The sequence below is a fragment of the Stenotrophomonas maltophilia group sp. Smal32 genome, assembly GCF_030237085.1.
Taxonomy (GTDB): domain Bacteria; phylum Pseudomonadota; class Gammaproteobacteria; order Xanthomonadales; family Xanthomonadaceae; genus Stenotrophomonas; species Stenotrophomonas maltophilia_Q.
In genome coordinates, this window is sequence record NZ_JASJSI010000172.1 from 1 (window position 1) to 5,547 (window position 5,547).

7 protein-coding genes are annotated in these 5,547 nt (G+C 67.0%); 2 read left to right on the plus strand and 5 right to left on the minus strand.

Features of this window, described 5'->3' with window-relative positions:
* From QRO91_RS21630 to QRO91_RS21650, 5 genes are all read right to left on the minus strand, one after another.
* A partial coding sequence (locus tag QRO91_RS21630; protein WP_285310563.1) for a YoaK family protein occupies positions 1-664 on the minus strand: 664 nt, incomplete at its 3' end.
* A 12-nt stretch (positions 665-676) separates the two neighbouring features.
* On the minus strand, positions 677-1,180 hold the full coding sequence (locus tag QRO91_RS21635; protein ID WP_049430676.1) for a hypothetical protein: 504 nt from the start codon (positions 1,178-1,180) through the stop codon (positions 677-679).
* On the minus strand, positions 1,177-2,577 hold the full coding sequence (locus QRO91_RS21640; RefSeq protein WP_014036782.1) for a PhoH family protein: 1,401 nt from the start codon (positions 2,575-2,577) through the stop codon (positions 1,177-1,179). Before QRO91_RS21640 ends, QRO91_RS21635 begins: the two co-directional genes overlap by 4 nt.
* A gap of 84 nt (positions 2,578-2,661) precedes the next feature.
* On the minus strand, positions 2,662-3,141 hold the full coding sequence (locus QRO91_RS21645) for a peroxiredoxin (protein ID WP_049430673.1): 480 nt from the start codon (positions 3,139-3,141) through the stop codon (positions 2,662-2,664).
* Between the two features lie 92 nt (positions 3,142-3,233).
* Complete coding sequence (locus QRO91_RS21650; RefSeq protein WP_005409051.1) at positions 3,234-3,794, minus strand: glycine cleavage system protein R; 561 nt, start codon at positions 3,792-3,794, stop codon at positions 3,234-3,236.
* Positions 3,795-3,958: 164 nt separating this feature from the next.
* On the opposite strand from QRO91_RS21650, the gene dapA reads away from it, so the two are divergent.
* Both dapA and QRO91_RS21660 read left to right on the plus strand, forming a co-directional pair.
* Entirely contained in the window at positions 3,959-4,852 is an 894-nt protein-coding gene (gene dapA, locus QRO91_RS21655; RefSeq protein ID WP_049430670.1) for a 4-hydroxy-tetrahydrodipicolinate synthase, read from the plus strand.
* 32 nt (positions 4,853-4,884) lie between these two features.
* Complete coding sequence (locus tag QRO91_RS21660; protein ID WP_049430669.1) at positions 4,885-5,400, plus strand: hypothetical protein; 516 nt, start codon at positions 4,885-4,887, stop codon at positions 5,398-5,400.
* Positions 5,401-5,547 lie beyond the last annotated feature (147 nt).

Genomic DNA, 5,547 nt, shown 5'->3' on the forward strand with positions numbered 1-5,547 from the left:
GCCGCCAACGTGCCCAGTGCTGGTACAGCACATAGCCCAGCCCGGTCAGGCCGGTCAGCAGGGCCGGAGCGAGCAGGGCGTCGTATTGCCAGCGTACGAACAGCCAGGCGCCGATGACACCGCCGGCGAGGAAGCCGCTGATGATCAGTCCGCTGAGGGTCAGGCGCCGCACCTGCAGCGGCAGCCCGCGCAGCAGGTGGCCGAGGCCGATGCCAAGGTCGGTGAACATGCCGCTGAGGTGGGTGGTGCGCACCACCGCGCCACTGAAGGTGGTGGCCATCGCGTTCTGCAGGCCGCAGGCCATGGCGGCGGCCAGCGCGCCCCAGATCTGCTGTTGTTCAAAGAGCGGAATGGCGATCAGCAGCAGCGCCGATTCCAGCGCCAGTGCCACGCCATAGCGCCGGCCCAGTTGCAGGGCGCTGTCCTGGATCAGCAGGCCGCTGAGCATCGCGCCCAGCGAGAACGCGATCAGCAGCCCCCACAGGTGCCCGACGGCGCGCCAGTCCCCCTGGGCCAGTGCCATGCCGAGCTGGCTGGTACTGCCGGTCATGTGACTGACCGCCTGGTGCTCGAAACCGAGGAAGCCGACCACGTTGACCATGCCGGCTACGCACGAGAGCGCGACCGCACCGATCCAGACCCAGGTGGGCAGGCGTATTCCCATCGGCGGGGCCCCTCAGGGCCCGCCGAAGCCGCCGTTGAACTGCAGCTCGCTGAGGGTGTTGCTGGCCGGATCGAACACTGCGCCCCAGAACTGTGCGCCGCCATCGCAGGTGCGGATCGCTTCCCGTGCGGGATTCACGCCGCTGTCGTCGTGCGGGAAGGCGTTGATGTAGATCAGCCGCTTGCCGGCACTTTCGATGCCGACGTACTGGCGGTCGAAGTCCAGCACCTTCGGCACCTGTGCTTCAAGCGATGACAGCCGCGCTTCCAGCTGATCGATCTGCTGCCGGCTGGGTGCCCAGTAGCCGCTGACGCGCCCGGCCTCGCGGCCGGGGCTGGGCCGCGAGCAGGTGTCGAGCACCTGCGCGGCGATGATCGGGCGGGTGACGACCCAGGACTGGCCGGTGCGCTCGGCGGTCGGCACGCTGGCCGGGCCGCGCGTAGTGGTGCAGGCGCCGAGCACGGCTGTGAGGGTGATCGCAGCTGTGGGCAGCAGCAGGCGGGTGCAGCGGTTCACAACACCTCCGAAGCGTAATCGGCCAGGCGCGAACGCTCGCCACGGCGCAGGGTGATGTGCGCACTATGCGGCCAGTTCTTGAAGCGATCCACCGCGTAGGTCAGGCCCGAAGTGGTTTCGGTCAGGTACGGGGTGTCGATCTGCTCGACGTTGCCCAGGCAGACGATCTTGGTGCCGGGGCCGGCACGGGTGATCAGCGTCTTCATCTGCTTCGGGGTGAGGTTCTGCGCCTCGTCCAGGATCAGGTAGCGCGACAGGAAGGTGCGGCCGCGCATGAAGTTCATCGAGCGGATCTTGATGCGGCTGGCGAGCAGGTCGTTGGTGGCCTGGCGGCCCCAGGTGCCGCCTTCCTGGTTGTGCGTGAGCACTTCCAGGTTGTCGGTCAGCGCGCCCATCCACGGCGTCATCTTCTCTTCCTCGGTGCCCGGCAGGAAACCGATGTCCTCGCCGACGCTGACCGTGGCGCGGGTCATGATGATCTCGCGGTAGCGCTGCTGGTCCATCGTCTGCGCCAGGCCGGCGGCCAGTGCCAGCAGGGTCTTGCCGGTACCGGCGGTACCCAGCAGGGTGACGAAGTCGATCTCCGGGTCCATCAGTGCGTTGAGCGCGAAGTTCTGCTCGCGGTTGCGCGCACTGATGCCCCACACGGCGTGGCTGCCGTGGCGGAAATCATCGACCAGCGACAGCACCACCTTGCCGTCGCCGACCACGCGGCTTACGCGCAGTTCGACTTCGTCTTCGCCGGGCAGGTAGACGTACTGGTTCGGATACCACTCCTCGCCGTCCTGCGCGAGGATTTCGTAATGGGTACGGCCCTTGTCGCTCCAGCTGCGCAGGTCGTCGCCATGGCGCTTCCAGAAGTCTTCCGGCAGCTCGGTGGCGCCGGTGTAGAGCAGGCTGAAATCGTCCAGCGCGCGGTCGTTCTCGTAGTCCTCGGACACGATGCCGGCGATCGCAGCCTTGATCCGCAGGTTGATGTCCTTGGAAACGAACACCACCGGCAGGTCCGGGGTCTCTTCCTTCAGGGCCAGGATCGCGCCGAGGATGGCGTTGTCCGGGATGACCTTGCCGAAGCTCTTGCCGGCATCGAAATGGCTGGTCTGGAAGCGCAGCTTGCCCGCGCTCTGCTTGCCGCGCAGCTGCAGGCCATTGGGCCGCTGCAGCGGAATGCCGTCGGCCAGGTTGTCCAGGCCCGACGCCTGCACCAGCTCGTTGAGGAAGCGGCTCACCTGGCGGGCGTTGCGGCTCGCTTCGGAGGTGCCCTTCTTGCCGTTGTCCAGCTCCTCGATCACCTGCATGGGCAGGTAGACGTCGTGCTCTTCGAATTTGAACAGCGCGGTGGGATCGTGCATCAGCACGTTGGTATCCAGCACGTAGATGCGCTTGCCTCGGGTCATCGTCGATTCCTGGTTACGGACAGGGAAAAACCACCACGGCCTGCTGCGGGGCAGGGTGATGGCAGACACAGTAGGCAGTGGGACTCACTTGGACTGGGAGGCCTTCAGTTCGGCGAGAACAGCATCGGCATGGCCGGCAACCTTGACCTTGCGCCAGGACTGCACGATGCGGCTGTCGGGGGAAATCAGGAAGGTGCTGCGTTCGATGCCACGTACCTGCTTGCCGTACATGTTCTTCATCTTGATCACGTCGAAGGCGGTGCACAGCGCTTCGTCGCCATCGCTGACCAGCGGGAAGCTGAAGCCCTGCTTGGCACAGAAGTTGTCGTGCGACTTCACCGAGTCGCGCGAGACACCGAGCACGACCGCACCGGCCTTCCTGAACTTCGGCAGCAGCGCGTTGAAGTCGATGCCTTCGGTGGTGCAGCCGGGCGTGCTGTCCTTGGGGTAGAAGTACAGCACCAGCCACTGGCCGGCATAGTCGCCGAGGGTGGCCTGGTTGCCACCGGACAGTGCCAGCGGCAGGGAGAGGGTAGTGCTGTCCAGGGTATCGCCGTTGTTCATGAGGTCCTTCTGTCGAGCCTGGGTTGTTTCTACGACAATTGCATGAAACGCCACGCGCCCGTGAGAGGCGCGCGAAAAATCCGCACTTCCGATCAGAATTTCATCGGGTCCATGATCGCGTCCAGGTTCAGGTGGTCGCAGAACTCGAGGAAATCGTCGCGCAGCGCGGCGATGTGCATGTTGGCCGGCACGCCGATGGTGACCTGCGCGCTGAACATCTCCGCACCGGTCTGCATGGCGCGGTAGCGGGTGCTCTGCAGGTTCTCGATGGTGATGCCCTGGCGGTCGAAGAAATCGGCCAGCTGGAACAGGATGCCCGGCTTGTCGGCGGCGATCACCTCGACGATGTACGGCAGCAGGTTGGACTGCGCCTGCTTGGCGGCGGTGCGGTACCAGACCAGCTTCAGGCCTTCCTCGCGCTCGAGCCGGGTCAGCATCGCTTCCAGCTTGGCTACCGAGTCCCAGGAGCCGGTGGCCAGGGCGGTGACCGAGACATCGCGACCGACCGTGGCCAGGCGTGCGTCCACCAGGTTGCAGCCGCTGTCGGCGATGCGGCGGGTGACGGACAGCAGGGGGGACTCCGGATGCGTCGTATAGGCGTTGATCAGGAGGTGGTTTTCGCTCGGCGCGGGGCGCGGGGTGGTGTCGGTCAAGGCGATTCCGGGTAATGCATGCGTTAGTCTGAATGCCCGCCAGAGGCGGGGATCCACCGGTGTCCAGCATACTTGCCCGTGCTTTCGCGCCGCAAGTAACATTCAGGTCGCCCCCGGCCTTTCGTGGCGGGCGTTTTCCCTTTCCAGCCAAGAGCAGCACGTCCTTGTCCCTTTCCGGCCTCATCACCGCGCTGGCGACCCCGTTCCGGGCCGACGGCGCCCTCGATCCCGACGGTTGGCAGCGCCTGCTGCACCTGCAACTGGAAGGTCGCGTCCACGGCGTTGTCGTTGCCGGCTCGACCGGCGAAGCGGCAACGCTCACCGATGCCGAGTACGACCTGCTGCTTGCCAGCGCGGTCGAGCGCATCGGCGGCCGCATTCCGGTCATCGCCGGTACCGGCCTGTCGGGCACCGCCAAAACCATCGAACAGACCCGCCGCGCCGCTGCACTCGGTGCCAGCCACGCGCTGGTGGTCACCCCGCCATACGTGCGGCCGACCCAGGCCGGCCTGATCGCGCACTACCGAGCGGTGGCCGACCAGGGTGGGTTGCCGGTCGTGCTGTACAACGTGCCCGGCCGTACCGGTTGCGACATGCAGCCGGAGACCGTGGCCGAACTGGCCAGCCATCCCAACATCGTCGGCATCAAGGAGGCGGTGGGCGACACCGGCCGGGTGCAGGCGCTGCTGGCCCTGCGCAGCCCGCAGTTCGCCGTGCTCAGCGGTGACGACGGCACGGCGGCCCGGTCGATCCAGGCCGGTGTCGATGGCTTGATCTCGGTCGGTTCCAACGTGCTTCCGGGCGCCTACCGCCGGATGTGCGAGCTGGCCGCCGCCCACGACCATGAAGCCACCGGGTCCTGGGACGCGCGCCTGCAGCCGTTCCATGACTTCTGCGGTGTCGAGCCGAACCCGATTCCGGTCAAGGCGCTGCTGCGCCGTATCGGCATCGGCCACGACCTGCGCCTGCCGCTGCTGCCGCTGTCGGCGCCGCACCATGCGGCTGCCGACCATCTTGCCGGCGACATCGCCGCGCTCGAAGCCCTTTCCAGCCACTGACCTTTCGTCTTGGTCTGACCCAGGAGATTCACATGCGTCAATCCGTTTCCACTGTCCGCGTGCTGTCCTACGCCCTGCTTGCTGTAGCTGTTGCGGCCGGCACCACCGGTTGCTTCAAGCGTGGCGTCAAGGGCGACTACGCCCTGGCCCCGGAAATGCGCCCGCTGGAAGTGCCGCCGGACCTGAACCTGCCGGCCACGACCGGTGACAACAAGGTGCCGGCGCTGGTTTCGGCCACCAAGCCGGCAGCACCGGCGGCCGCGGCTCCGGCCGTTGGCAACACCGGTTTCACCATTGCCGGTGGCAAGGATGAGGCCTTCGCCAAGGTCGGTACCGCGCTGGAAGGCGTGCAGGGCGTGACCATCGCCAGCCGCGCCCAGCTGCTCGGCTCGTACGACGTGGCCTACGAAGGCAGCAACTTCCTGGTCCGCGTGGTCGCCGTCGATGCCGGTGCCTACATCTCCGCGGTCGACCCGCGTGGCCTGCCGGCCACCGCCGAAGCGCCGGTGAAGCTGATCGCCGCGCTGAAGGCGAAGCTGGCGCAGTAAGGGCCAGCCAGCTCGCTGGGTGTGGGCCTTGGTCCGCACCTGCCTTGGGTAGCGGGCGGCCCTGCCCCGCGCCCCGGTAGCGCGGCCCCCCTTACGCCCGGCACTGCCCGGCGGTACCGGAAATTGAAAAATGAGGCCCACGCGCCC